Source organism: Bradyrhizobium sp. 149 (assembly GCF_023073915.1).
Taxonomy (GTDB): domain Bacteria; phylum Pseudomonadota; class Alphaproteobacteria; order Rhizobiales; family Xanthobacteraceae; genus Bradyrhizobium.
On the sequence record NZ_JADPKK010000022.1, the window covers coordinates 574917 to 597582 of the forward strand.

26 protein-coding genes are annotated in these 22666 nt (G+C 63.9%); 13 read left to right on the forward strand and 13 right to left on the reverse strand.

Translation table 11 applies throughout. From position 1 onward, the window contains the following. The first annotated feature begins 14 nt into the window (after positions 1 to 14). Genes IVA88_RS20360 through IVA88_RS20370 form a run of 3 tightly spaced genes read left to right on the forward strand, consistent with a single transcriptional unit; the run spans position 15 to position 2548 of the window. Positions 15 to 398, forward strand: coding sequence for an Mth938-like domain-containing protein (locus tag IVA88_RS20360; protein ID WP_247498978.1), 384 nt, complete (start codon positions 15 to 17; stop codon positions 396 to 398). Further along, positions 395 to 1258, forward strand: a complete 864-nt coding sequence (locus IVA88_RS20365) for a phytoene/squalene synthase family protein (protein ID WP_247498979.1) — start codon at positions 395 to 397, stop codon at positions 1256 to 1258. Before IVA88_RS20360 ends, IVA88_RS20365 begins: the two co-directional genes overlap by 4 nt. 45 nt (positions 1259 to 1303) lie before the next feature. Beyond that, on the forward strand, positions 1304 to 2548 hold the full coding sequence (locus IVA88_RS20370; protein WP_247498980.1) for a threonine ammonia-lyase: 1245 nt from the start codon (positions 1304 to 1306) through the stop codon (positions 2546 to 2548). Between the two features lie 17 nt (positions 2549 to 2565). Here IVA88_RS20370 and IVA88_RS20375 read toward each other — a convergent pair whose 3' ends face one another. The 7 genes from IVA88_RS20375 to IVA88_RS20405 form a co-directional block, all read right to left on the reverse strand. After that, entirely contained in the window at positions 2566 to 3744 is a 1179-nt protein-coding gene (locus tag IVA88_RS20375) for an aminotransferase class V-fold PLP-dependent enzyme (RefSeq protein WP_247498981.1), read from the reverse strand. 75 nt (positions 3745 to 3819) lie between these two features. Continuing rightward, positions 3820 to 4386: a CAP domain-containing protein gene (locus IVA88_RS20380; RefSeq protein ID WP_247500363.1), complete on the reverse strand. Its 567-nt coding sequence runs from the start codon at positions 4384 to 4386 to the stop codon at positions 3820 to 3822. A gap of 96 nt (positions 4387 to 4482) precedes the next feature. Continuing rightward, positions 4483 to 5577 (reverse strand): serine/threonine protein kinase, encoded by a 1095-nt coding sequence (locus IVA88_RS20385; protein ID WP_247498982.1) that lies wholly within the window; start codon positions 5575 to 5577, stop codon positions 4483 to 4485. Positions 5578 to 5584: 7 nt separating this feature from the next. After that, positions 5585 to 7012: a methylenetetrahydrofolate--tRNA-(uracil(54)-C(5))-methyltransferase (FADH(2)-oxidizing) TrmFO gene (trmFO, locus tag IVA88_RS20390; protein ID WP_247498983.1), complete on the reverse strand. Its 1428-nt coding sequence runs from the start codon at positions 7010 to 7012 to the stop codon at positions 5585 to 5587. A gap of 124 nt (positions 7013 to 7136) precedes the next feature. Continuing rightward, entirely contained in the window at positions 7137 to 7289 is a 153-nt protein-coding gene (locus IVA88_RS20395; protein WP_007590701.1) for a DUF1127 domain-containing protein, read from the reverse strand. Between the two features lie 465 nt (positions 7290 to 7754). Further along, positions 7755 to 8579: a lytic murein transglycosylase gene (locus IVA88_RS20400; protein ID WP_247498984.1), complete on the reverse strand. Its 825-nt coding sequence runs from the start codon at positions 8577 to 8579 to the stop codon at positions 7755 to 7757. 130 nt (positions 8580 to 8709) lie between these two features. Further along, the gene (locus IVA88_RS20405; protein ID WP_247498985.1) at positions 8710 to 9618 is read right to left on the reverse strand and encodes a DUF2189 domain-containing protein; all 909 of its coding nucleotides are present in this window, start codon (positions 9616 to 9618) and stop codon (positions 8710 to 8712) included. Positions 9619 to 9951: 333 nt separating this feature from the next. Here IVA88_RS20405 and IVA88_RS20410 point away from each other — a divergent pair, with 333 nt between their 5' ends. Further along, on the forward strand, positions 9952 to 10335 hold the full coding sequence (locus tag IVA88_RS20410; protein ID WP_247498986.1) for a DUF3597 domain-containing protein: 384 nt from the start codon (positions 9952 to 9954) through the stop codon (positions 10333 to 10335). Positions 10336 to 10389: 54 nt separating this feature from the next. On the opposite strand, the gene IVA88_RS20415 is transcribed toward IVA88_RS20410, so the two are convergent. Next, positions 10390 to 10665, reverse strand: coding sequence for a GNAT family N-acetyltransferase (locus IVA88_RS20415; RefSeq protein ID WP_247498987.1), 276 nt, complete (start codon positions 10663 to 10665; stop codon positions 10390 to 10392). Positions 10666 to 11013: 348 nt separating this feature from the next. Here IVA88_RS20415 and IVA88_RS20420 point away from each other — a divergent pair, with 348 nt between their 5' ends. Further along, complete coding sequence (locus IVA88_RS20420) at positions 11014 to 11412, forward strand: SPW repeat protein (RefSeq protein WP_247498988.1); 399 nt, start codon at positions 11014 to 11016, stop codon at positions 11410 to 11412. A gap of 49 nt (positions 11413 to 11461) precedes the next feature. On the opposite strand, the gene IVA88_RS20425 is transcribed toward IVA88_RS20420, so the two are convergent. Both IVA88_RS20425 and IVA88_RS20430 read right to left on the reverse strand, forming a co-directional pair. Further along, on the reverse strand, positions 11462 to 11737 hold the full coding sequence (locus tag IVA88_RS20425; protein WP_247498989.1) for a GNAT family N-acetyltransferase: 276 nt from the start codon (positions 11735 to 11737) through the stop codon (positions 11462 to 11464). Between the two features lie 103 nt (positions 11738 to 11840). Further along, positions 11841 to 12200: a hypothetical protein gene (locus IVA88_RS20430; protein ID WP_247498990.1), complete on the reverse strand. Its 360-nt coding sequence runs from the start codon at positions 12198 to 12200 to the stop codon at positions 11841 to 11843. Positions 12201 to 12399: 199 nt separating this feature from the next. Here IVA88_RS20430 and IVA88_RS20435 point away from each other — a divergent pair, with 199 nt between their 5' ends. From IVA88_RS20435 to IVA88_RS20445, 3 genes are all read left to right on the forward strand, one after another. Then, entirely contained in the window at positions 12400 to 12792 is a 393-nt protein-coding gene (locus tag IVA88_RS20435) for a hypothetical protein (protein WP_247498991.1), read from the forward strand. A 106-nt stretch (positions 12793 to 12898) separates the two neighbouring features. Continuing rightward, positions 12899 to 14506, forward strand: coding sequence for an acyl-CoA synthetase (locus IVA88_RS20440; protein WP_247498992.1), 1608 nt, complete (start codon positions 12899 to 12901; stop codon positions 14504 to 14506). A gap of 9 nt (positions 14507 to 14515) precedes the next feature. Continuing rightward, positions 14516 to 15376 carry a DUF296 domain-containing protein gene (locus tag IVA88_RS20445; RefSeq protein ID WP_247498993.1) on the forward strand — a complete coding sequence of 287 codons (861 nt, stop codon included), beginning with the start codon at positions 14516 to 14518 and terminating at the stop codon, positions 15374 to 15376. 16 nt (positions 15377 to 15392) lie between these two features. Here the strand turns inward: IVA88_RS20445 and IVA88_RS20450 are convergent, their stop codons facing one another. Beyond that, positions 15393 to 17474, reverse strand: a complete 2082-nt coding sequence (locus tag IVA88_RS20450; RefSeq protein WP_247498994.1) for a DUF1217 domain-containing protein — start codon at positions 17472 to 17474, stop codon at positions 15393 to 15395. 219 nt (positions 17475 to 17693) lie between these two features. Here IVA88_RS20450 and IVA88_RS20455 point away from each other — a divergent pair, with 219 nt between their 5' ends. The 5 genes from IVA88_RS20455 (at position 17694) to IVA88_RS20475 (ending at position 21374) form a co-directional block, all read left to right on the forward strand. Next, positions 17694 to 18461 carry an AAA family ATPase gene (locus tag IVA88_RS20455; RefSeq protein ID WP_247498995.1) on the forward strand — a complete coding sequence of 256 codons (768 nt, stop codon included), beginning with the start codon at positions 17694 to 17696 and terminating at the stop codon, positions 18459 to 18461. 183 nt (positions 18462 to 18644) lie between these two features. Continuing rightward, complete coding sequence (locus IVA88_RS20460) at positions 18645 to 18788, forward strand: type II toxin-antitoxin system RelE/ParE family toxin (protein WP_247500364.1); 144 nt, start codon at positions 18645 to 18647, stop codon at positions 18786 to 18788. Positions 18789 to 18793: 5 nt separating this feature from the next. Beyond that, positions 18794 to 19081 (forward strand): HigA family addiction module antitoxin, encoded by a 288-nt coding sequence (locus tag IVA88_RS20465; RefSeq protein WP_247498996.1) that lies wholly within the window; start codon positions 18794 to 18796, stop codon positions 19079 to 19081. Positions 19082 to 19848: 767 nt separating this feature from the next. After that, positions 19849 to 20418: an SRPBCC family protein gene (locus tag IVA88_RS20470; RefSeq protein WP_247498997.1), complete on the forward strand. Its 570-nt coding sequence runs from the start codon at positions 19849 to 19851 to the stop codon at positions 20416 to 20418. Between the two features lie 2 nt (positions 20419 to 20420). After that, entirely contained in the window at positions 20421 to 21374 is a 954-nt protein-coding gene (locus IVA88_RS20475; RefSeq protein WP_247498998.1) for a cytochrome D1 domain-containing protein, read from the forward strand. 72 nt (positions 21375 to 21446) lie between these two features. Here IVA88_RS20475 and IVA88_RS20480 read toward each other — a convergent pair whose 3' ends face one another. Next, entirely contained in the window at positions 21447 to 22079 is a 633-nt protein-coding gene (locus tag IVA88_RS20480; RefSeq protein ID WP_247498999.1) for an HAD-IA family hydrolase, read from the reverse strand. Between the two features lie 18 nt (positions 22080 to 22097). After that, positions 22098 to 22661, reverse strand: a complete 564-nt coding sequence (locus tag IVA88_RS20485) for a DinB family protein (RefSeq protein ID WP_247500365.1) — start codon at positions 22659 to 22661, stop codon at positions 22098 to 22100. Positions 22662 to 22666 lie beyond the last annotated feature (5 nt).

The following is a 22666-nucleotide window of genomic DNA, read 5'->3' on the forward strand; positions in this document are numbered from 1 at the left end:
TTCGGACGAAGCTCATGGCCGGCGATCCCAACGCACCGCATTTCCCCCGCTCGGCGCCGATCGAGGCCTATGGCAAGGGCGGTTTCGCCTTTGCCGGAATGTCGCATCGGGGATCGCTGCTTTGTCTCCCCGACGCGATCTGGGCCTGGGACGTGACGCACCCCGCGAAGATCGACCGCTATTCGCTGGATCGGGTCTTCAAGTTCGCCAATAGCATCGACACGCTCCTGATCGGCACTGGAACCGGGGTCTGGTTGCCGCCGCCGGAACTGCGCCAGGCGCTTAAATCGGCGAGGGTGGTTCTGGACACGATGCAGACCGGGCCCGCCGTGCGCACCTACAACATCATGATCGGCGAACGGAGGCGCGTCGCGGCCGCGCTGATCGCCGTGCCATGAGCAGCTCCGCGCCGCCGCCCGATTCCGCGGCCTTCTGTGCCGATCTCGTGCGCAGCCATGACTTTGCGCGCTATGCCGCGACCCTGTTCGCGCCGGCTGCCGAGCGCCGCGCGCTGCTGGCGCTCTATGCCTTCAATGTCGAGATCGTCCGGGTCCGCGATCAGGTGAGCCAGCCCTTGCCGGGTGAAATCCGCCTGCAATGGTGGACCGACATGCTGTCGGGCGTGGCTCATGGTAGCGCCGAGGGCAATCCGGTGGCGGCGGATCTGCTTCGCGCCATCCGCGATTTCGCGCTGCCGGTCGAGCCGCTGTTACTGCTCATCGACGAGCATCAATTCGATCTCTACAACGATCCGATGCCGACGATGACGGCACTCGAAGGCTATCTGGCCGCGACCTGCTCGGCGTTGTTCACGCTCGCAGCCCGGATCATGGCGACGCCTTCGGAGGTAGCCGAGCATCTCGCGCGGCATGCCGGGTTGGCTCAAGGTATCGTGCAAGTCATCGCGAACTTGCCGCGTGATGCGGCGCACCGGCAATTGTTCCTGCCGCAACAGGTCCTGGCGAGCCACGATTGCAACATGGAGGATGTATTCGCCGGCAAGGAGACGCCGAATTTGCGCGCCGTCCTGGACCAGCTCGCGAACGAGGCCGGGCAGCATCTGACCACGGCCTTGTCGCTGTTGGCGGAGGTGCCGGCGTCGGCACGGCCAGCGTTTCTGCCGCTGAGCCAGGTAAGGGCCGATCTCAAGCGCCTGTCGCAGCCCGGCCGCAATCCGTTCACGCCGCAGCCATCCTCGCGGCTGCGCACGTTGTGGACGCTGTGGCGGGCCTCGCGTTCCCCAGAGTTTACCAAATAGCGGCTGGCTTATCGCCTCGAACTGCCAAATGCTCTATGCTGTCCCATGGCTGAGTTGTCCCAAAGCATCTCCTGTGATCTCAGCGGCCTTCCGGTCGCGCCTGATGACGTCCATGCCGCCGCCGAGACCATCCGCGGCGCCGTCGTCGAGACGCCCTGTAGCCATAGCCGCACGCTGAGTAATATCTGCGGCTGCGACATCTGGCTGAAATTCGAGAATCTCCAGTTCACATCCTCGTTCAAGGAGCGCGGCGCGCTCAACCGCCTCACGGCGCTGATGCCGGAGGAGCGCGCGCGGGGCGTCGTCGCCATGTCGGCGGGCAACCACGCGCAGGGCGTCGCCTATCACGCCAGGCGGCTCGGCATTCCCGCAACCATCGTCATGCCGGTAGGCACGCCGATGGTGAAGGTCGAGAACACCAGACATCACGGTGCCGAGGTGGTGGTGACGGGCGCCACGCTGGAGGAGGCGGCCGCGTATGCGCGCAGCCACGGCGAAGCCCGCGGCATGATCTTCGTCCATCCTTATGACGATCCGCTTGTCATCGCGGGGCAGGGCACCGTCGGGCTGGAAATACTCAAGGCAGTGCCGGAGCTCGATACACTGGTCGTCCCGATCGGCGGCGGTGGCCTGATCAGCGGCATCGCCATTGCCGCGAGATCGATCAACCCGTCGCTGCGAATCGTGGGCGTCGAGGCCTGGCTCTATCCCTCGATGTACAACGCCATCCACGACGGCAATCTGCCGGCGCGCGGCGACACGCTCGCCGAAGGCATCGCGGTGAAATCGCCCGGCAAGATCACGACCGAAATCGTCCGCCGCCTCGTGGACGACATTGCGCTCGTCAACGAAGCCGAGCTCGAGCGTGCGGTCGCGACCCTGATCTCGATCGAGAAGACGGTCGTCGAAGGCGCCGGCGCCGCCGGCCTCGCCGCGCTGATGTCCGACCCGTCCCGTTTCGCCGGCCAGAAGGTCGGGCTGGTGCTGAGCGGCGGCAATATTGACACGCGGCTGATCGCGTCGGTCCTGACCCGCGAGTTGGCGCGCGAAGGGCGGCTGACCCAGTTGTCGCTCGATATCCCCGACCGGCCCGGCCAGCTGGCCGCGGTCGCAGCACTGCTGGCTGAGGCCGGCGCCAACATCATCGAGGTCTCGCACCAGCGCACCTTCTCGGATCTCCCGGCCAAGGCGACGCTGCTGCAACTGGTCATCGAGACCCGTGACAGCGCCCATCTCGACGAGGTCATGGCGAAGCTTGGCGCATCCGGATTGAGCGCGCGCTGTACCTGAGCTGCGCACGCCCGCCGCTATCGCCGCGTCAATCCCGCGATGTGGTCGATCAGACGGTCGACCTCGGCTTCCGTGTTGTAGTAGTGCGGGGACGCCCGCACGAGATGCGGCAACGCGCGAATTTCGGCATCGATGCGCGTGCTCGGCGGATCGGAAGCGCCGATCGTGATGCCGGCGGCAGCGGCACTGGCAACAACGGCCTCCGCCTCGTATCCGTCCACCGTGAAGCTGACGATGGCACCCGGCCCCCGGCCGAGGTCGCGAATGGTGACGCCGGGAAGAGCCGCGAGGCCGCTGCGAAGACGGCCGGCAAGCGTACGGCAGCGTTGTTCGATCGGAGCGATGCCGATCTCAAGGGCGTAGTCGACAGCCGCTCCGAGTCCCAGCCGGGCCGCATAGTTGTTCTCCCAGGTTTCGAAACGGCGCGCATCGTCGCGGAGCCGATACTCGTCGCGCGAGACCCAGGGCGCCGCGAAGTGATCGATCATCGGCGGCTCTAGCTTTTGCAGCATCGCCCCGCGGACGTAGAGAAAGCCGGTGCCGCGCGGGCCGCGGAGGAATTTGCGGCCCGTGGCCGACAGCATGTCGCAGCCGATGGTCTCGACGTCCACCACCATCTGGCCGACCGCCTGACAGGCGTCGAGCAGGTAGGGAATGCCGCGCGCCCGCGCGATCTTGCCGATCGCTGCCGCGGGATTGACCAGCCCGCCATTGGTCGGAACCCAGGTGATGGCGATCAGCTTCACGCGCTCATCGATCATGCGTTCGAGTGCGTGGACGTCGAGCTCGCCACTGGCATCGCTCGGCACCACATCGATGACCGCGCCGGTACGTTTGGCGACTTGAAGGAACGCCACATAGTTGGCGGCATATTCCGCCTCGGCGGTCAGGATGCGATCGCCCTTGCGAAACGAGAGCGAATAAAACGCCATCTGCCAGGCAACCGTCGCATTCTCCACGAGAGCGACCTCGTCGGGCGCAGCATTCAGCAGGCGCGCCACCGAGCCATAGACCGCTTCGAGCCGGGCTGCCTCCCGGTCGGCCGCGGCATAGCCTCCGATCTCGCTTTCAAGATCGATATGCTGCTTCATCGCCGCGACAACGGGGGTCGGCATGAGTGCCGCACCGGCGTTGTGGAGATAGGTATGCCGGCTGGTGGCCGGCGTGTCGGCTCGTATTTGGTCGATGTCGATCAACAGCGCCTCCATCTATCGCGATGTCAGTGCATGAATTAGGCGCGATAAGCACTGCGAACAAGCGTCCGGCAGCGATCAGATGCAGAGGCCGAGCAGCTTGACGTGGCAAGTGCTGGACTTGGCTTGAGACTTCGGCTTGCTCGCGGGGACCGCCTCGCGTTTGACGGCCACGAGAGGCTCCTTGTCCTTCTTATTGCCCTTGCCCTTCGGCTCGTAGTCACCGGCGATGACCATCGCCCAATAGGTGCGCTTGCCGCTGGCGGTTTTCGCGTTCGCGATCCCGACGCGGGAGGCATTGTGCAGCAGCAAATTCTTGCGGTGTCCGGACGAGTCGATCCATTGCCCGAGCGTTTTCTCGAAATTGTCGTAGCCGTAGGCGATGTTCTCGGCGGCGCGGCCTGCGCCCGCCGGTGCGACGCGGCGATTGAACGGGCCGAGGGCATCGTGACTGAGGTCGTCCTTCGCCGCCATCGCGCGCGCCTGGTCCATGGCGATGCGGTCGAGGGTCGAATCGCGCACGACTCGGACTTCGCCGTGCTTGAGGCGAAAACTGGAGATCAGCTCGGCCGGAGATTCCGCCATTGCGGGCGTGGTGGCGAACAGCAGTAGGCCGGCCATCAGGCTGCCAACCCCACGATTCATCATCGTCCCCCGAGTGCCCATGACCCCGCCACCACCCCGAATTCTCCGATCGCTTCTCTATCGCCAATGTGGACGCTTCAAGGCGTGCTCTGCGTGCTAGCCCGCCGGTAGGTCCGCCTCGAAATTGAAGCGGTCGCGCAGGTTCTTGCGCTGCTCCAGGATGTCCTTGAGGAAGGCGCGGTCCTGGTCGTTCTTCATCATCGGCTCGATCAGGTCGAGCTGGTTCATGGCGACCAGTTGCAGGATCTCTGTGCGCGGCTTGCCGTCGGCGTTGCGTGGCAGCGCGTGCACGACCTGGATGTGCTCCGGCGGCTTCGGCCCATTGGCGGCGCTAAGCTCGCTGCGCAATTGGCCCTCGAGCGCGGCCTGATCGGCTTCGACGAAGGCATAGAGCCCGACGCCGGAGCGGCGGTCGGCAAAGGCGACGATGGCGGCGTCGCGCACGGCGGGATTCTTGCGGATCAGTTCCGCCAGCACTGGCGCGTCGTTGACGAGCCGGCGGCCGCCGCCTTCCCGGTCGGTGAAGTTGAACAGGCCGCGCGTAATTGCCCGATAAACCTTCTTGCCGGTGGCGAGCCACAGGCTGGCGGCGAACGATTTCTTCGCCAGGATCTTGCGCTCGCGCGGCGTCAGCGCCTCAGGCGCATAGGAGCGCTTGTGCTTGAGCAGATGCCTGAGATCTTCGTAGGCCAGGATGCGGTAAAGCCGGCCGCGACGGTCGAAGCAGGCCGCGAGCTGGAAGTCGGTCACATAGGCGCGCCCGTCGCGGCCGACCAGCCAGTTCTGTTCCTTGGCAAGATCGTTGTGGCAGATGCCGGCGCGGCGCAGCCGTCGCAGCGCGGCCTTCGCGGAGCGGAAATAGGCGAGGTCGCCATGCGGTTTGGCCAGATGCAGCGCGACGCCATCGACGAAGCTGCGCACCAGCGCGCGGCGTCCGGCCCACAGCAGCTCAGGGCCGACATCTAGGCCGTTGGCGAGTGCCAGCGCATGCTTCTCACGGGCGAACAGATGGTGCGCCAAAAGGAATGACCACCACGGCACCTCGTCCAGGCGGCGCAGCACCGCGTCGACCTCACCGCCATCGCTGCGGAATCGGCCGCGCTCGACGGTCGAGAACACGTCGCGCTTGAGCAGCACGCCCTCGGTCCAGCGCGCCGAGAGTGTCGCGGCGTCGTCTTTGGGAAGGTTCATCGAAAACTCATGCCGCCGCGGCAATGCGCAGGTGATCGGCGATCCAGCGATCGAGATCGGCGAGCGCCAGCGCACTCATCGCCTGCTTCTTGGCCACGGTCTTCTCGTTTCCGCGCAACCGCGTGCCATCCGGCTTCTTCGTCGGCGCGCTGGCGAGCGGTGGGAACAGGCCGAAATTGATGTTCATCGGCTGGAACGAGCGCGTGCCGGGCTCGATGCTCTCGATATGGCCGCCGGTGATGTGGTTGAGAAGGGATCCGAGTGCCGTCGTGCTCGGCGGATTCGCAAGCGTCTCGCCGCGCACGTCCGCTGCCGCATAGAGGCCGGCAATCAGGCCGACGCTGGCGGATTCCACGTAGCCCTCGCAGCCCGTCATCTGGCCGGCAAAACGCAGCCGCGGCTGCGCGCGCAGACGCAACTGGCCGTCGAGCAGCTTTGGCGAGTTGAGAAAGGTGTTGCGATGCAGGCCGCCAAGGCGGGCGAATTCGGCCTTCTCGAGCCCCGGAATGGTGCGGAAGATGCGCTGCTGTTCGCCGTATTTCAGCTTCGTCTGGAAGCCGACGATGTTGTAGAGCGTGCCGAGCTTGTTGTCCTGGCGCAGCTGCACGATCGCGTAGGCCTTCGTCGTGGGATCGTGCGGATTGGTGAGGCCGACCGGCTTCATCGGCCCATGGCGCAAGGTCTCGGGGCCGCGTTCCGCCATGACCTCGATCGGCAGGCAGCCGTCGAAATAGGGCGTGTTGGTCTCCCATTCCTTGAACTCGGTCTTCTCGCCGGCGACCAGCGCGGCGACGAAGCCGTCATACTGCTCCTTTGTCATTGGGCAGTTGATGTAGTCGGCGCCGGTGCCGCCGGGGCCGACTTTGTCGTAGCGCGATTGGAACCAGGCCACCGACATGTCGATCGATTCGCGGTGCACGATCGGCGCGATCGCGTCGAAGAAGGCGAGCGCGTTCTCGTCGGTCAGCTCGCGGATCGCGTCGGCCAGCGGCGCCGAGGTGAGGGGGCCGGTCGCAATGATGACGTTGCTCCATTCGGCCGGCGGCAGGCCTGCGACCTCGCCGCGGGCGATCTCGATCAGGGGATGATCGTCCAGCGCCTTGGTGACGGCGGCCGAGAAGCCGTCACGATCGACGGCCAGCGCGCCGCCGGCGGGCACCTGGTTGGCGTCGGCTGCACGCATGATCAGCGAGTCGAGGCGGCGCATCTCGGCATGTAGCAGGCCGACGGCGTTGTTGGCGGCATCGTCCGAGCGGAATGAGTTGGAGCAGACGAGTTCGGCAAGCCCGTCAGTGCGGTGTGCCTCGGTCATGCGAGTCGGCCGCATCTCGTGCAGCACCACGGGCACGCCGGATTTGGCGACCTGCCAGGCGGCCTCGGAGCCGGCAAGGCCTGCGCCGATCACGTGCACGGTATTGAATTGGGATCCTGTCATGGGCGGACAGGTAGCGCTTTTCGGCGATCAGTGGAATCGCCGAGATCGATTTTTTGCCTCCGGATGCGGCAACGCCCGCACGAGGCGGGCGCTGTCGGTTCGTCCGGTTAAGGGCTGAACGATATCAGCCCTGGTACTGACCGGCGGCAACGCGCGGGATGTCCGAGCGATCGAGGCCGATATCGGCCAGTTCGCGATCGCTGAGCTGGGACAGTTCGGCAACATTGCGCTGATAGTCCCGGAAAGCCTGGATCATGCGGATGAGCGAGAGCAGCATTGGTAATCTCCTGTAGTTCGATTCAGCCCTTGCCCGGGCTCCATCGTTGAAATGAATATAGGTGAGAGTGGTGCAGTGCGAAAGTTCCGATGTTGCGATGCAGCTAAGCGCTGGTTGCATGGCATCGGTAAGGGACGATTAACGTCTTGGCACTCGCGCTCAACCGCTGGGCAAAACAGCGCCAATCTCGCGATAAGCCTCCATTAAATCACGGGTTTGTGGGAGAGGCGTTGTTCTGATGGAAGCGCAAATGAGGTCCGCTTTCACCATTGCCGGCGGGCAGCCGCAGCTTCTGGACCCAAGTCGTCCATGCGCGAATCACATGCTGTGGGTTCCAAAGAAGTGAACTTTGGTTCAATTTGGCGTCGCTTCGCTCGAATCTCGCCCGGCAGATGGGCATGCCTTTCAGCAAACGCTCCTGAAGGCCCGGTCACACAATCGACCCGACGCGCTTCTCGAACGCGCTTAAGGAGCGTGCGCGAGCTGGGTGGCGAAATGGGCGACGGTCCTGGAGTAGACCTCGCTCTTGTTCCACTGCTGGAGCACCGCAAAATTCGGACTGCCGGGCTGCCAGTCCTTTCCGCGCTGCCAGCCGTAACCGGCGAGATAGTTCGCGGTGGAGGCGAGCACGTCGGGGGCGTTGTGCAGGAGATCGCGCTTGCCATTGCCGTCGAAATCGACGGCGTACTTCATCCATGACGACGGCATGAACTGGGTCTGGCCAAGCTCGCCGGCCCAAGCGCCCTTCATGTCAGCCGGTGCGAGGTCGCCGCGCTGAACGATGCGCAGCGCATCCAGCAGCTCGGCGCGAAACTGCTCGGCGCGGCGGCAGTCATAGGCCAGCGTTGCCAGCGAGCGGATGGTCGAAAACTTGCCGGTGTTGACGCCAAAATCGGTCTCCAGACCCCATATCGCGACCAGCACCTCGCCAGGCACGCCGTAGGTCTGCTCAATGCGGGACAGCACCGAGCCGTATTGCTTCATCATGTTGGAGCCGCGCTGCATGCGCGGTGGCACCATGCGGCCGGAAAACTCCTCGAAGGTCTGGGTGAAGACCTTTTGCGAGCGGTCGCGATTGAGCACGCTCTGATCGAGCGTCACACCGGCGAGCCCGGCGGAAATGGCCTGTTGCGAGACGCCTTTGGCCGCGGCGTCGGTTTTGAAATCTGCAAGCCACGCATCGAAATTGCCCGAACCGCAGGCAACAGCGGCGAACGCTGGCTGGGCGGATAGGATCGACGCGGTGATGGCTAGGGCTGCGAGGGCGAGACGAGAAATCGTCGGGGTCATTCGAGCAAATAAATTCCGTGAATTGATCTAACCGGCGGGCGCAATCTCGATGGTAACCGCGGCCAAAGCAAGGCGTATGACAGTGCGCGATCCTGCCCGGACCGGGGCAGGATCGATTGTCACGAGATCGTCAGGCGTCGGTCCGATTGCGCCAGGGGAAGAGGTTGGCAGGGAAGTCGGCGGCCGGCTTGCGCGGACGGTGCGGCGGAGGCGGCGTCGGACGTGCGCCCGGATCCGACACGATCACCTTGCGGTAGAGATGCCAAGTGGCATGGCCGAGCAGGGGGACCACCACGGCAAGGCCGAGAAAGGCCGGGATCGTGCCCAGCGCGAGCAATACCGCCACGATCAGCCCCCAGGCCGCCATCGGCACCGGGTTCTTCGCGACGACGCGCAGCGACGTCACCATCGCCTCGAACGCGCCGGCATGGCGGTCGAGCATCAACGGGAACGACACGGCGCTGATGCAGAGCGCGGCAAGAGCGAACAGGAAGCCGGTGCCGCAGCCGACCACGATCAGCCACCAGCCTTGCCGGCTCGTGAGAACCCGCGTCAGAAAATCCGAGATCCCGGACGCGCCTTCGTAGCCGAACGCCGCGACGTAGATCGCCTGCGCGGTCGCAACCCAAGTCACGAACAGGGCCAGCAGCAGCGCGCCGAGACCGAGCATGGCGCCGAAGGACGGCGAACGCAGCACCTCCATGGCATCCCAGGCGCTGGCCTCTTCATGGCGCTCGCGCCGGCTGGAGAGCTCGTAGAGACCAAGAGCGGCGAACGGGCCGATCAGCGCGAAGCCCGCGGCCAGCGGAAACAATAACGGCAGCACTGAATAGCCCATCACCACGCGGGCGAGCACGAGGCCCAGCACAGGATAGATCACGCAGAGGATGATGGCGTGGCTCGGCACCGCCTTGAAATCTTCCCAGCCGCGCTTGAGTGCATCGTGCAGATCGGAGAGTTGGATGGTTCGGATCACCGGTCCAGCCGCTTCCGCGGTCTGGGCCATGGTGGGTACATTGCCCTGGTAGAATGTGGCCATGGTTGCTAGCTCCCTTGCCATGCGGCCGAATCCAACGCCAGCAAACGGCGCAAGCGGCCGCTATTCTGAGTTTCGCGATCCCCGACCAGACGCGAATTCCGGGTGGCATCGCGAACTGAACATCAAGCGTACGCCCATTTGCGAGTCCTGTCCCTCACGCTTGGGTGAGATTCGATGCCGCAGCGCAATCTCGACGATGTCATTCGGCCGTCATTTCGCCGCAGATAAGCTGATGCTGCGTGTTGGCTTGCGGACTTCGCGGGTGCAACGACGCAACTTGGTCTATAAGTGCCACTCAAGGCCCTTCCAACGGATCCTTTTCGGGGAGCAGACATGAGCATTTTCGGGAAAATTATGGGCGCGATCTTCGGTAGCCATCCAGCTTCCGCCGCGCCCGCAGGCAGCGCACCGTCGGGCACCGCGCCCGCAGGGGCCGCGCCGGGCGCATCGGCGCCAGCGGTGGACGTTGCTTCGATCGTCGACGCTGCGGTCGCCGCGCACAAGGGCGAGAAGCTGGAATGGCGCACCTCGATCGTCGACCTCATGAAGGCTCTCGACATCGATTCCAGCCTCGCTGCGCGCAAGGACCTCGCCAAGGAGCTCGGTTACAGCGGCGACACCAACGATTCCGCGAGCATGAACGTCTGGCTGCACAAGCAGGTGATGTCCAAGCTCGCCGCCAATGGCGGCAAGCTGCCGCCGGAGATCAAGCACTGACCGATCGCCCGGCCGTAATCCAAGGGCCCGCTATCGCGCGGGCCCTTTTTGCATTCAGGCGACGAGATCCGCATCCTCCGGATGCCTGTCGAGATAATCGACGACGAAGCCGCAACCGGCGATCACCTTGTTGCCGTCGCGGCGGATCAATTCCAGCGCGCCCTTGACCAGCTCGGAGCCGATGCCGCGGCCGCGCAGCGCGCGCGGCGTCTCGGTGTGGGTGATGATCACCGCCGACGCCGTCAGCCGGTAATTGGCGAAGGCGATTTCGCTGCCGACATCGAGCTCGAAGCGGCTTCTGTCCTTGTTGTCCCGTACCGATGGCGCCATACAAAATCCTTCCGGAGTGCTGCCTGTTCTCTGAACTAGGCGCCTGACCCCGCCCTTGCCAAGTCGCGACCAAAGAAGGCAGCCGCAGGGGAGATATCTGAAAATGCGTGTCCCGATCGGCCCCGTAGCGCTCCCGCCGCGCTGGTCTCGACATCGCCGGCTCCGGCGACGAAGGCTCGGCTTGCGCGCGGCGACCGCAAATAATCCTCGACATCGCTCTTGCAAGTTCCACGGCGATTCCCACGTCCTCTACAGGACATACGCCCGAATGCGGCCGGCAGGTCGCTAGACATTCGGAGTGTCATGATTGCCAGCCGCCGACGTATGCCTCTTTTGTAGGAGGGTACTATGTCGGACTTTGGTTTCTTGAATACTCATCGAACATGGGAAGACTGGTGCGGAATGGTGCTGGGCGCGCTGATCGTCGCGTCGCCATGGTTCCCCATCCAGGAGCACCTGGCGATCGGCGGACAGCAGATGATAATCGTGAACACGGTCGCCGTCGGCCTCGTCGTATTTGGGCTCAGCCAGCTTGAATATGTCGCCTTGCAGCGCTGGCAGGAGGTGGCAACGATCGTGGTTGGGCTGTGGCTCATCGTCTCGCCTTACATGCTCGGCTATTCCGGTGACGGTTTTCTCCGGGTCTACCATACGAGTCTCGGAGCCGTGGCGCTGGTCCTCGGCGTCCTGCAACTGTGGCAGGACTGGGATCTGAGCGACCAGGATATGCTGAGGCACGGGCAATAGGCTGTAGATGTCAGCAGGCCCGCCGCGCTATCGGCGGGTCTGCTCTTGCTCATCGCTTCACCAGATCCGCGTACGCCGGGTGCTTCTCGATCCACGCCTTCACGAACGGGCATTGCGGGATGAGCTTCAGGCCGGCCGCGCGGACCTGATCGAGCGCGCCTTGCACCAGCTTCGAGCCGACGCCCTTGCCGCCGAGTTGCTTCGGCACGTCCGTGTGCTCGAACGTGATGACGTTGCCGTCGAGTTGGTAGTGTTCGGTCGCAAGATGGCCCTCGACCTCCAGCTCATAGCGCTGATGGGCCTTGTTGTTGATGATTTCGCTCACGTCGTGTCGCCCTTCCAGCTATTGGCCTCGCGCACGAAGTCATAACGCACGGTCAGGTGGGCGGGGTTCCAGTCGTTGCGCTGATCGGTGAAGGCCGATCGTTTCAATCGGTCGCTTTGGCGAGCCTGGAATCCTCGGGCTCCGGCTGCGGGCGCAGGCATCCCTGGCAGATGACGAGGGAACGGTTGACCCTGGCGTCCTGCTCGGCCTCGATTCCGTCCTGTGCCTGCCACCATTCCTTCGAATAGGGCTGAAGCCCGGCTTGCGACCTGTTGCGCTCGGATCGGGCGGCGGCCCGTGTCGATTCTGACGCAGCACGCGGGTGATTGGGATTCTCGCCGGCGCCGTCCCAGGCGTAGCGCGCAGGCTTGAAGGCGGGATCGGAGGCCAGACGCGCTTGCGGGCCCACGGCACATCCGGCAAGCGCCAGCGACAACAGGAGGAGGGCGGGCGCTTTGACCATGATGTGGCACTCTGTACGCGAGAACTGACGAAGGTTGCGCCGATCATGTTTAAAATTCCCTGAACAATCGCGGCGGCGCTGACGACCAATGCGAATGCGATATCTGATCCTCCCGCTCGTACTGTTCGCAACCGCTGCGCGCGGCGACGACGCAAAGCCGTTCAGTCCTGCCGACTGTCCGCCCGGCGTGCAGTAGGCCGTGCGCTACGCCGGCGAGGAACACGAGAGTCAGGGCGGCGGCGCGGTGACTTTTGCACGCGATACGGTGCACAGGATCGACCTGACCGGCGACGGCCGCAAGGACTACATCGTCGACTTCAGCGCCACCAAATGCGGGGAGCGCGAGACGACCTATTGCGGGACCGGCGGCTGCGTCATGAACATCCTGGTGACGCTGGCAGGCGGCAGCGTACGCCCGGTTTTCGACGGCTATGTCCGCAGCTACAAGGTCGTGGCGCCGCCAACGAAACGCGGCGCGGCGCGCACCATCCGCTTCGATCTGCATGGCAGCTATTGCGGCGGCTTTGGTGCGCAGGCCTGCGCCAAGGAGAAGGCCGTTACGGCAACGCCGTTCGCGTTCAAGCAGCCGTAGGGCAGGCGTGCGGCCGGCGGCCTTGCGAGGTCGTGGGCTATGGCGATAAATGGGCTGCAATGAGCGGGCAGCTTGCGTGCCGTCCGCCGCCCGAAGAGGAAGCCCGATGCAGCCCCTGCGCATGTCCCGCCGCGTCATGAATCTCGCTCACATTTTGACCCAGAATGCGCGACGGCACGGATCGCGTCCCGGTTTCGTCTGGGGCGACAAATCCTGGATCTGGCGCGAGGTCGACGCGCAGGTCTCGGCGCTGGCGGCGGCCCTGGCGGCGCGCGGCCTCGCGAAGGGCGACCGCATCCTCGTCCATTCCAAGAACGGCGACGAGATGTTCTTTTCGATGTTCGCGGCGTTTCGGCTCGGCGCCGTCTGGGTGCCGACCAATTTCCGCCTGATGCCGGACGAGGTCGCCTATCTCGCGCAGGCCTCCGGCGCGAAGGGGTTTCTCTGCCACGTCGATTTCCCGGAGCACGCCGCGGCGGTGAAGGGCGGAGCGCTGGAATTCACCTGGAGCATCGACGGTCGGGCGCCATTTGCCGAGACGTCGGTTGCGGATGCCGTCGCATCGCGCGCCGGCACAATGGTCGAGAATGCTGCGGTCGAGCACGACGATCCCTGCTGGTTCTTCTTCACATCGGGGACCACCGGCCGCTCCAAGGCTGCGGTGCTCACCCACGGTCAGATGGGCTTTGTCGTCACCAACCATCTCGCAGATCTCACGCCCGGCGTCACCGAGGCGGATGCCTCGCTGGTGGTGGCGCCGCTGTCGCACGGTGCCGGCGTGCATCAGCTGGTTCAGACCGCGCGCGGCGTGCGCACCGTGCTGCTGCCGACGGAGAAATTCGACATCGACGAGGCGTTCCGCCTGATCGAGGCGCATCGCGTCAGCAACCTCTTCACCGTGCCGACCATTCTGAAGATGATGGTCGAGCATCCCGCCGCCGACAAATACGATCATTCCTCGCTGCGTCACGTGATCTATGCGGGTGCGCCGATGTATCGCGAGGACCAGAAGGCTGCGCTGAAGAAGCTCGGCAAGGTCATCGTGCAGTATTTCGGTCTGGGCGAGGTTACAGGCAACATCACGGTGCTGCCGGCGGCGCTGCATGATCCCGAGGACGGGCCGCACGCGAAGATCGGCACCTGTGGCTTCGAGCGCACCGGCATGCAGGTCTCGATCCAGGACGACGAGGGCCGTGAACTCGGTGCCAACCAGAGCGGCGAGATCTGCGTGATCGGCCCCGCGGTGCTTGCCGGCTACTACGACAATCCCGAAGCCAATGCGAAGGCGTTCCGCAACGGCTGGTTCCGCACCGGCGATCTTGGCCACATGGACGAGGAGGGGTTCGTCTACCTCACCGGACGAGCTTCCGACATGTACATCTCCGGCGGCTCCAACATCTACCCGCGCGAGATCGAGGAGAAGATCTTGACCCATCCTTGCGTCGGCGAGGTCGCCGTCCTCGGCGTGCCCGATGCGACCTGGGGCGAGGTCGGCGTTGCCGTCTGCGTCGCCCGCGAAGGCGAGAAGCCGGTGAGCGAAGCGGAGATGGCGGCGTTCCTCTCGCCAAAAGTGCCGCGCTACAAGATGCCGAAGCGGTTCTTCTTCTGGGACGCCTTGCCGAAATCCGGCTACGGCAAAATCCCAAAACGGATGGTTCGCGACGAGCTCGAGGCGCGCGGGCTGCTCGATCTCGACAAGACACAGGCGGGCTGAGCGAAGGACATGCGCAGCATCAAGCAGCCAGGCGCGCCGGTCGCCGAACGCATCCAATGGCTGGAGGCGAGGGGACGCGCTTTCTCCTTCACGCTTCAAGCAGGTCTGCCGCTGCTGGAAGCGGCGCGGCGCGGTTTTGCCGCGGAGGGATTTGCCGCCGGCGTGCTGAGCTTCGAGCACGGCGCGCTCGGGCCGTTCGGCTATGTCATGCCGGCGCTGTCGAAGACGAACGAGAACGCCGCGTTCTACAGCGAGACGTACCGGCCGGGCGGCGTGACGCGCACGAGGCTCGGCAGCATGACGCTTGGCACGCGCGATGGCGCGCCGTTCTTTCATTGCCATGGGCTGTGGACGGAGGCCGATGGCCGCGCCAGTGGCGGCCACATGCTGGCGGACGAGACTGATGTCGCCGAGCCGTTCGAGGTCGAGGCCTTCGGCATCGATGGCGCGATGTTCACCGCCGAGCCCGATCCCGAGACCAATTTCAAGCTGTTCGGCCCGGTGGCGGCTGCGCGCACCGGCGCGCGCACGACCAGCCGTGCGTTCGCGCTGCGGCTGCGGCCTAATCAGGATTTTGCCTGCTGTCTCGAAGAGTTTTGCCGTGAGCGCGGCATCGCGCGCGCGAAAATTCACGGAGGCGTCGGCTCGACCATCGGCGCGCGCTTTACCCACGGCGGGGTGACCGAGCCGTTCGCGACAGAGCTGGCGATAACGGCCGGCGCGATCGCGCCGGGCGGAGCGGGCGTGCTGGAAGCTGCGCTCGACGTCGCTCTGATCGACTACACCGGCGGCATCGCGGAGGGCCGTCTGATCCGTGGCGACAATCCCGTGCTGATGACGATGGAGCTGGTGCTCGAGGTGATTGGCTAGTCCCGGCGAGCGACCATCAATGCGCACGTAGTTTGGCGATGGCCAGGTACGTGGCTTCACTCATGCTGGATATGCCTGAGCTCGATCCTTGAAAGAGATCGAGCAAGGGAGATTGACCCTGACCGGTGCTCTGGCTGTTCTTGACATCATACATGGCGGAAAACCGGCTCAGCAGCTTTGCGACCTTCGCGGGATCGGAGAGATCCTTGATCTTCATGAATCTGTCCACGAACTTGGCTTGCTGATCGATCGGCATCGCCGCCATCGAGTCGGGCAGATCGAACGTGGTCCTGAACACCTCCGAAAGAGCCTTGTCGGCCAGGATGTCGTATGCGGACGTGATGTCTCCCGCCTTTCGCTGGAAATACAGCGCCAGGCGCACGCCGGGGTTTGTATCCCCTTGCTGCTGCTCCAGGCTTTGCTCGAGATAGTTCACCTGTGTTTCCCGGAATTGATCCCGCTTCTGAGGACCCATCATCGGGAGGCGCGCGACATTGCCCTTGCTGTCGAAGTTGAACGACGCCACGATTTCGGCAAAGCGAGGATCGCTCTGCGTGTTCGCGAAGCTCTTTGGATTGTTCAGGTCGGAGGCGAAGACCTTCTTGAGAAAATCGTCGCTGACCTTCCTGGGGTCCAAACCCTTGGCCAGGAGAATCAAATCGACCATTGGCCTATTTGCAATAAGATCGGAAACACTGTCGATGCCTGCGATCGCCTCCTGATAGGCGGTCGCATCCTTGGTGGCTTGTGCCCGAACTGCCGCCTGCTGCTGCGGGCTCGCGGCGCTTGCGCTCTTCACCGCTTGAACAACGTAGTCCCTGGCAATCTGGAGGACTTCAGCCGAGTCCTGCGCGACCAGTGGGGTCGTCAGATTGCCTTTTGCATCGAAGTTGAAGGCGCGCGCGAGCTGAACGTATCGATTGTCCTTGAGGGTGTACACATAGCTCTTGGGATCGTTGAGGTCGCTTTCGAGGACGGCCTTGATGGTGGCCTGCGGGATCTTGTCGGGGTCGAGGCCGGCGGCGCCCAACGCAAAATCATACACACCCGGTGTCGACAGGAAAGCCTGGACCGAATTGATCTTGAGCAGGTCCGCCCTGAATAGCTTGATAGCCACGGCTTCGTAGATCGGGCTTGCCGCAGCGTAGACGTCGGCGTTGCTGTCGTCGAAGCGCTTCTTCATGAGCGTGATATTTGCGGCGCTCTGCGCAGGCGTACCTGCCGGAAGCGACCCGTCGGGCAAGAACTCGAACGCGGCGGCCAGGTCTACAAAATTGCCGATTGTCGCGATCTGGTCGTTGAGGCTGGAAACGCTCTTTGTTGCCGTCTCCAGATGATATTTCTCGACCAGGATCTGGACCTGCAACTGGGGCACGTTGGCGCCCGGCTGCGAGAGTTGGGCCGTAAAATTGGTGATGTTCGAATTGGCCGTGCCGACATCCGATTGCGCCTGGGCGCGCGCTGTGTTGAGGCCGCTCAGCTGGGACGCGAAGGTGGTGTTGACGTAGCTGCTTGGATCGGAGGGATCGCTGCGCAGAACCTGGCTGATCGTGCTAGGCGGCCACTTGCTTTCGTCGATCCCGAATGCCGAATAGACATAGTTGCGAAGACGATCGTCGTTCAGGATCTGGTCTGCAGTGCTGATGTTGCCGATCTGGGCGCTGTAGTAATTCGAGTCACTTCCGAGTGCGTCGACCTGGTTCTTCTTGGTCGCCGTGTAGAGGCCAATCATCTCGTCGGTCTGGATGTCGGATTGCGCGACCGGCGTCGCGGAGCCGTTGAAGGAAAATGCCGCGGCAAACTCCCGGTAACGTTTGTCGACCAGCTGGTTGACGAAGCTCTTGGAGTCGCTGAGGTCGCTTTCCAGCACCTTTTTCATGAAAGCCTTGGCGTATGCCATGTCTTCCAAGCCATATGCCTTCATCGCGTAATGATAAAGGCGATAATCCTTCATGAAATCATCGACCGTCTTCACTTTGCCGATATTGGCTTTGTAATAGGCGGCCTCTCGCGCCACGTCTTGTTGCTGTTCAACCCGCGTCAGGGACTGCTTGAGATTGCGCGTGATGTAGCTGTAACCGAAATACGTTGAAACCATCGCGCAACTCCTCGCGGCTTTACGGTCCCGGACGTCCGTCAATCATTGCGGGGTCGCGAGGTGGGGGCTGGCCTCATGCCAGCAAACTGTCTCAGCCCTAGGTTGTCTGACGCGCGCCGAGTTTTGTTGCTGAATATTTCCCAGATGCAGCTTTCGCGGGGGTTGTGTTCCTGATATGTTCCGATCGAATGACGGGTCGGAATGGATCGGAAGCCGGGTATGAGCCGCAAAAGCAGCCGAACGATCAACCTGCCGGCGCCTTACCTGAAACGGGTCTGGCTCGACCCGTCGCAGGTTCGCGATCGCGAGGCTTATCCGTTTTGCCTGCCCATCTTTCCGGATGATTTCGAGCTTAACTTCGATGCCGCCATCACGATCATCGTCGGCGAGAATGGCACCGGGAAGTCGACGATCCTCGAGGGTATTGCCGCGCTCGCCGGCTACGACGATGCCGGTGGCGGGAAGGGTTACATGCCTGTCGATCATTCCGAAGCACGGGAGAAGATGGGCGGCCAACTCTCCAGGGCGCTGCGCGCAAGCTGGCTGCCGAAGATCACCAATGGCTGGTTTTTTCGCGCCGAGAGTTTCTTCTCGGTGGCGCGATATCTTGACAAGGCCGCGCGTGATGCTCTCCAGGCCGGTCCCGATTTTCTGTCGCATTCCCATGGCGAAGGCTTCCTGCGCTTCTTCGAGGAGCGTTGCCAGCGCCAGGGCATTTATATTTTCGACGAGCCGGAATCGGCGCTGTCGCCGGCGCGCCAGATCGAATTCCTGAAGCTGCTGCGACGCATGGAGGAGTCCCGCATCTGCCAGGTCATCATGGCGACCCACGCGCCCTTGCTGATGGCCTATCCCAACGCGCAGCTGCTTCGGCTCGGGAAATACGGCCTGGAGCCGACGACAGTGGAGCAGACCGATCATTACCGGGTCATGCGCGAATTCTGCGACGATCCGCGTGGGTTCGTTGAGGCGACGCTGGCCGAATGATAGCCTGTCGATTGCAGTTCACCGGTTTTCGTAGTACGTTCTTGCCATGATCAGATCCTGGCGGCGAGCCGCAAGGTCTGGGATGGCGAGCGTCCGAACCAGCTTCGCGGGCTCGATTTCGAGGCGGCGGCGGATTTGTTGCTCGCGTTGAACGTCGCAAAATCGCTTCGCGACCTGAGCCCATTGAAGAGCGTCGGGCTGCACAAGCTGAAGGGCGATCGCAAAGGACAATGGGCGATGACGGTCAACGAGCGCTGGCGCATCTGCTTCGAGTTCAGCAAAGGTGACGCCTACCACGTTGAAATTGTCGACTATCATAAGGGATGAAATGTATGGCTCCTCTCGTGCATCCCGGACGCTTGCTCAAGCGCGAAATGACAGCGCGCGGGCTTAGCGCCAACAGGCTTTCTCTCGACATCGGCGTTCCCTCGGGCCGGGTCACCGATATCTTGAACGGGCGCCGCGGCATCTCGGCTGATACAGCGGTCCGTCTCGGCCGCTATTTCGGCAACAGTCCTCAATTCTGGCTGGATTTGCAGGGGCAGTACGATATCGGGGTCGTCGAGCGTGAGAAGGGTGTGGAAATCGCTCGACGGGTGAGGCCGGCCGACGCCGCCTGACGGAGTTTTTGTCAACGGTTGCATTGGATTCACCTCCAGACTGTTTAGGGCACAGATTCACGTTCTCGCGGCATGAACTGCCCGAGCTTTGCCAGTACGTTCGCCCTCAAAAATGCCGAGGGCGCAGGGAAGGCCGGGTGCCGGCTGGCACCCACGGTCCACTGTGCGAAAGGTGGCAACAAAGCTGCACAGCGGCATACAGGTGAAGCCAAACATCCGGCCTTCCCTGCGCAGTGGTTTTACGGCTTATGTCGTGCTCTCCCCGGGGAGCGATGCACTATTGCCCCCGTCGCCTTGCGGATGGCTGATGCGCGCGCCCGGTCGGGCCGCCACATCACCGCAACACTTGGCGCACAGACCCCGGGCGCCAGGACCACACGATTTCGCCGTACGCGGGCTGCACCGGTCGTGTGCGCGCGGCGTTCGCTCACGGTGTGACCCGCCCTGCAACCACCTTCGCGCCGACGCCGCCCGCGTCCACCACGTCCCATCCCGCGTTCGTGACGATCGCGATCCGCCCCTCGGCCCGGGTTGGGATGGCTTTCTATACGGTAATCCGAAATACGGATAAAGAGAATTATTTTTGCTTGGTGTGATTGACCTTCCATTGGGTGTTTTGCCCGCCGCCCGGCGCAAGGAGTTGTGGGCCTGCGAGCACCTGCCGTAGCGGCGCCATCAACCGGTCTCCCCTCGGCCCCAAAATGCGCTAGGATGATCGCAGCGCGCCTCAAGTCGCGCACGATCAACGAGACGCATGAGGAAACGAGATGAGGGTAACGATTGGACGGCGCAAGGTCATGGCCGCGGTGCTGACCGCTGCGGGAGCAGCGGCTTTGACGGCGGCGTTTGCCCCGGCCTGGGCCCACGGGCCGACCCGGCAGAAGGCGCGCGAATCCATCGAGATCAACGCCCCGCCGGCCAAGGTGTGGGCAGCGATGGGCAATTTCCAGGACATGGGCTGGCTTCCGCCCGTCACCAAAACCGAGGGCGAGAAAGGCAACGAGATCGGCGCCACGCGGAAGCTGACGCTGACGGGAGGAGCGACCGTCGACGAGGAGCTCTACAAGTTCGACGCCGCCGCGATGACCTATTCCTACCGGATCACCAATGTCGACGTGAAGGTGCTGCCGGTCACCAATTATTCCTCGACGCTGACGGTGACGCCGAGTGCCGACGGCAAGGGCTCGACCCTGGAATGGGCCGGCGCGTTCTACCGCGGCTTTCCCAACAACGATCCGCCGCCGGAGCTGAGCGACGAGGCCGCGGTCAAGGCGGTGAAGGGGCTGTATCAGGCCGGCCTCGAGGCGCTCAAGAAGAAGATCGAGAGCGGAAGCTGACGATGCGGGCGCTGGTCCCGGCGGTGCTCGCCGCCGGCCTTTGCCTTGCCGGCATCCCGCATGCGTCCGCCGAAGAGGCGTTCGTCACCAACCAGCTCAGCGACGATCTGATGGTCGTGGACCTTGCCACAGCGCGCAGCGTGGCATCCATCCCGATCGGCGGCAAGCCGGCCGGGGTCGCCGTCAGCGCGGACGGGCGCTTTGCCTATGTGACGAGCCCGGATGCCAAGGCCGTGACGGTGGTGGACGCAGCAACGCGGCAGGTTGCGGGGCGGATCGAAGTCGGCGGCGGGCCGCTTGGCATTGCCGTCGCGCCTGACGGCCGCACCGTCTATGTCGCGGACTGGTACGCGGCTGCGGTGCGTGTGATCGATACGGCCTCGCGCAGCGTGACGGCCAGCATTGCGGTCGGCGCCTCGCCGTCGGGCCTCGCGGTGACGCCGGATGGCAAGTTGCTGCTCTCGGCCGACCGCGACGACGACAGCGTCTCGGTAGTGGACACGACGACGCACCAGCGCAAGACGACCATCAAGGTCGGCACCCGCCCGTTCGGCGTCAGCATCGATGCCAACGGCAAGCGCGCCTATACCGCCAATGTCGGCTCCGACGACGTCTCCGTGATCGACATCGCCGAAGCGCGCGAGATCGGCCGGGTTCCGGTCGGGATGCGTCCCTATGCGGTGGCGCTGACGCAGGGCCGCGGTTTCGTCACCGATCAATACGGCGGCACCGTCAGCGTGTTCGATCTCACAACGCTCAAGCCGGTGAAGCGCATCAATGTCGGCGACTATCCCGAAGGCATCGCCGCGACCGCAGACGGCAAGCGAATCATCGTCGCCTGCTGGGAGAGCAACACGCTTGTTATCATCGACGCGGCCGAGCTGAAGGTGATAGGCGAGGTCAAGACCGGTGACGGCCCGCGCGCGTTCGGGATGTTCTTGCGCAGGACGGAGTAGGGGGCTGTAGCCCGCATGAAGCGAAGCGGAATGCGGGGACACTGTTCCGGATTGCGCTCCGCTCCATCCGCGCTACGGCGCCGGGCGCAATGCGCGCGCAATCTCATCTATCCGCTCGAACACATGATCCGGCGCGAGCGCCCGCAGCGCCGCCGGCGCCGCATAACCCCAGCACACCGCACCGCAGGCAATCCCTACGGCGCGAGCCGCCTCGATGTCACGCACCTCGTCGCCGATCGCGATGACCTTGTCCGGCTCCACGCCGGCGCGGCGAATGACCCGGCGGAATTTCGCGGCCTTGCCGAACAGCGATGCCGCGCAATCGAAATGCGAAAACAGCGCTGCGGCCTCGCCGAGCTTCTCGCGCGCATTGGCCTCGCTGTCCGACGTCACCAGCACGAGCTGCACACCGTTTCCGGCGAGCGTTTGCAGCATCGCCTCGACGCCCGCAAACAGCGAAATCTCCCCCGCCGCCTCCGCCTTCAGCCGCCGCGCATGCCGCGCGATCGCCGGCAGCTTCCACAGCGGGACTTCGAGCCGGCTGAGGATCTCCCGTGTCGAGGCATGCCGCAGCCCCTCGATGTCCTCATCGGCGACACGGCGAAAGCCGAAGCGGTCGGCGATATCGTTGATGGTGCGCAGGAACCACGGAAAACTGTCGGCGAGCGTGCCGTCGAGATCGAAGATGGCGAGGGAGTAGGGCATGGAGACGAAGTTACACCGCTAGGCTTTCCACACGGTTTCTTCGGTCCATCCGAGTTGGTCGAATTCGGAGGCCCTGAGCGGCGCCTCTCCCTCGGCGAAGAACTCGTCTAGCTGAGGCGGGAGGACGTGCGTTTCGGACAGCATGGCATGCGCCTGTCCGCGATGATGAATTTGATGCTGGAACAGATGCATGAGCAGCCGGTCGCGACGTTCGATCTGCACGCGGGCGTCGCGGTTGATCCGCACGAGACCGTCGAGAAGCTCGGGCGTCAGTGCATCGCAGACGGTGATCAAGCGCTTGTCGATCGCGGCTTGCGCAGGCTTCAGCGCGCCAAGTGAAAGGTGGGGCACCTCGTTCTTCCAAGCCGCCGGTCCTAGCCATCCGCCCTCCAGCGCATCGACATAGAAGAGGTCAATGACATGGATGTGGTTGAGTGTGCGCTGCAAGCTTGGAAAGAAGCCGGTTCGTGCGGCTTCGAAGTCAGCCTGAGACAGTGCGGCGCAAGCAGTGAGCAGCCGATGATTTGCCCAAGCATTGTTGTGGGCGAACGCGCGATAGGTTTGCACAAGTCCTGCAGGCAACGCGA